The sequence below is a fragment of the Microcoleus sp. Pol12B5 genome, assembly GCF_036701335.1.
Classification (GTDB): Bacteria; Cyanobacteriota; Cyanobacteriia; order Cyanobacteriales; family Microcoleaceae; genus Microcoleus.
Map to the genome: position 1 here is coordinate 1 of NZ_JAUBQQ010000142.1, position 2,969 is coordinate 2,969.

Below are 2,969 nucleotides of genomic sequence, written 5' to 3' on the forward strand. Positions count from 1 at the left end.
CGATGTGTGTTCTCTGTTTGACCCTCATGAATGAGTGTCAGTAACATCATACCTCATCTTTCTGAGAAAGGCTATAGATAAAAAGCCCAACTATTTATTACCTAAATCATATTTAAAAAATAATAAATTATGAGTTGCAGTTCCTAATTAAATCTCACAGCAGTTACGTACCTACTAAATAAACCGGGTTTTAAAAAGAGAATCGAAAGCCTTAAGGAATTACTAATTACTTTCGTTCATTAAACCCGGTGTCTGTGCCTAAAACGGTTTCGCTCAAAACTGAGAAATCAAAACTATTAAGACTCCCGTCCACTCGCCCACTTATCCCGCCATTTCACAGTTCCTTCCGAAACTAAAACCCAGCGGCGACAAACCAGATTTTCTCGCAGCGGCGACAGTCCTTCCCGTAGCAGCGCATACTTATAGGAAATCAACTTCCCCGCACTTTCATTAAAAGGAATTTCCCCAAACCAAGTATTAGTATTGATATACTCCAAGGGGTAGCCCTTACTAATATCCCAATTCCCCAATTCAGGACAATCTCCAATCACCACAATTCTTTCCCCAGGCTGAGTTCTAACGCTGTTAAGCTGCGCCCGCACAATAGTTTTCGCCTTAACTCGTTCTCCGACGCGACTAAAAATCATTACTTCCCGCGAACCCAACTCTAAATTATACAGCCTCCCGTCTTTAACTTCAAACTTGCGGCGCGATAAAACCTCCGTATGCTCTCCATCAGGCAGCTCACTATCCACCTCTTTAATTGTAACAGGATTGCCACGATTCATTGCTACAAACACAACGGAATCGCGATAGCGGCGCACGTAACAATAAACATCAGCAGTTAGATGTTTTTGCCAATGACTCCCCATCGAAATAGCTGGATTCAGCCGCCGCAATCCAGACAGCAACCGCACATCTCGGTAAATCGGCGCATCAGTATTCCACTTTTCCATCATGGGGCGATTGTAGGGGTCATTTCCCCCATCTGCATCATCGTGCAGATACTGTTCAGTGCCGTAATAAATGCAGGGAATACCGCGAGTCGTCATAATTAAACATATCGCCAAATGCAGCATTTCTGGATCTGGATTCAACGACTGAAACCTGGGCATATCGTGGTTGTCAATAAAAGTAATCAACTCCGTCGCCCCGTAGTAGCGGTGATCCAAATTCAGGACATCTTGGACTAACTTAAATCCCGCGCCCGCACCCTTCCCCAATACTTCTCGAATTGCCACGCACAGACCAAAATCTAAAATAGTCATCCCCGACTCGTTGGCAAATTCCACAGAACGATCGTTTCTCGGGTCGCTGTAAATCCATTCGCCAAAAATGAAAACATCAGGTCTATGTGTTAAAATGTCAGCATTAAATTCCTGCCAAAACCAAATAGGCATATGCTTGACTGTATCAACCCGCAAAGCATCAACACCTCTGTCCAGCCATTGTTTAATTGCTGATTTAATGTAATTCCGGTAGGCAATATTGTTTTCATTGAAAGTTGCTAAACCAGACAGTTCGCAGTTTTGAACTTGCCATTCATCTTCCCAGTTTGTGACTTCGCCATAGTGGTGATACCAGTCATCGTCATCGTCGTTAAAGTCAGCTATTTTTACGCCGTCGTCATAGAGTTCCCCTTTTTTACCACTAAAATCTGGGTTGCTGTGATTGCAGACAATATCGAGCACGAGTTTCATGTTTCGCTGGTGCAACTCGTATACTAATTTGTCAAATACGGTATCTTTAGTTTCTTGTGTTTGATTGATAGAAGGATTGTCGCTTGTGGCAATGAAGCGGGGATTTAGTCGCTTGAAATCTTTAGTCCAGTAGCCGTGAATTGCAGCTTGTTCGACAAATAAGGCTTCAACCTGCTCGAACAGTGGAGTCAGCCAAACTGCGGTAACTCCCATATCTTTTAAGTAGTCTAGTTTGTCGATAACTCCCTGCAAGTCGCCGCCCCAATATTTGCCCCAATCTTTCCCTTCTGGATCGTAAAGTTCTGGGTTGGGGCCTTCGTTATTTGCGGGGTCGCCGTCGTAAAAGCGATCGACTACAATGAAATAAATTGTTTCTTGTCGGAATTCAATGTCTCTGGTGTAGAGGAATTCTAAATCGATTTCGCTTTCTGGCTTAACTTCTTCTACCAGAGACTCAATTTTTTCTTCTGGTTCGCTAACTTCGTATTGAGAGGAAGTTTGATTGGGAGTGACTGGTGTCATGAGATGTATTTTTTTATATTGTAAGATTGGTCAGTTATTCGGAGCTGGAGTCGGAGATAGCTTTCCCCTCTGACTGACTTTTACAGCATCATACGGAATTTACTCGTTTAAAGAAATCTTCCTTCAGAGAGAGGGCAGACTCATCCTTAAGGATTAGGTAAATGAGAGTTAATATTTAGCGTAATTCTCCCTCAAAGAGGCAGATCCTCAAAAACCTGCCGTACCAGGCTAAGCCTGGTAATTAGAAAAGGTGTACTAATTGTGCGATCGTCCTTTTTTCCTTCCTTTCATTCCTCCCACAAATTTTGGATATCTTCAACCCTCAAACCAATTGTTTGAGTAATGGTTTGATTGTCAATTAGATTGAGAAGCGGCCTAGGAATTTCCAGAGCATTTTCTCCCCTTCCTTGCTGCATTACTTGCTACAATTCCTGTTGTAATCCTTGTGTAAGTCGTTTATCCTTATATCTTGCACCATTCTCGCCCGTACAGGCTTTCGGGCCGGTTTGACAAAGAATTGATTTTCTTGTGGGTGGGCAGGAGAGTCCGCTCTGAAAGGATTATTGAGAATCGTGCAATATCTCAGCTACCCTGACTATGCAGCAGTATTTCACTAGAGCGATCTACTTATCCCAAAAAAGAACGATCGCCCTACATCCACCCCAACCCTAGCTAAGTAGCTAGACAAAATTAATTACATAGTTTTCTCCAAATTCTTTCAGGATTTTTTCCACAGAGGTAACAAAA

At 42.7% G+C, this 2,969-nt stretch carries 2 protein-coding genes; both read right to left on the reverse strand.

The genetic code is table 11. The features are described from left to right. Window positions 1-296: 296 nt before the first annotated feature. Window positions 297-2,222: an alpha-amylase family glycosyl hydrolase gene (locus tag QUA24_RS26950; protein WP_333233464.1), complete on the reverse strand. Its 1,926-nt coding sequence runs from the start codon at window positions 2,220-2,222 to the stop codon at window positions 297-299. Between the two features lie 287 nt (window positions 2,223-2,509). Further along, window positions 2,510-2,638: a hypothetical protein gene (locus tag QUA24_RS26955; RefSeq protein ID WP_333160573.1), complete on the reverse strand. Its 129-nt coding sequence runs from the start codon at window positions 2,636-2,638 to the stop codon at window positions 2,510-2,512. Window positions 2,639-2,969 lie beyond the last annotated feature (331 nt).

Excerpts from the sequence above, each read along its gene's own strand:
- QUA24_RS26950 (WP_333233464.1), bottom strand. The coding sequence starts at position 2,222 with ATGACACCAGTCACTCCCAATCAAACTTCCTCTCAATACGAAGTTAGC.
- QUA24_RS26955 (WP_333160573.1), bottom strand. The coding sequence starts at position 2,638 with ATGCAGCAAGGAAGGGGAGAAAATGCTCTGGAAATTCCTAGGCCGCTT.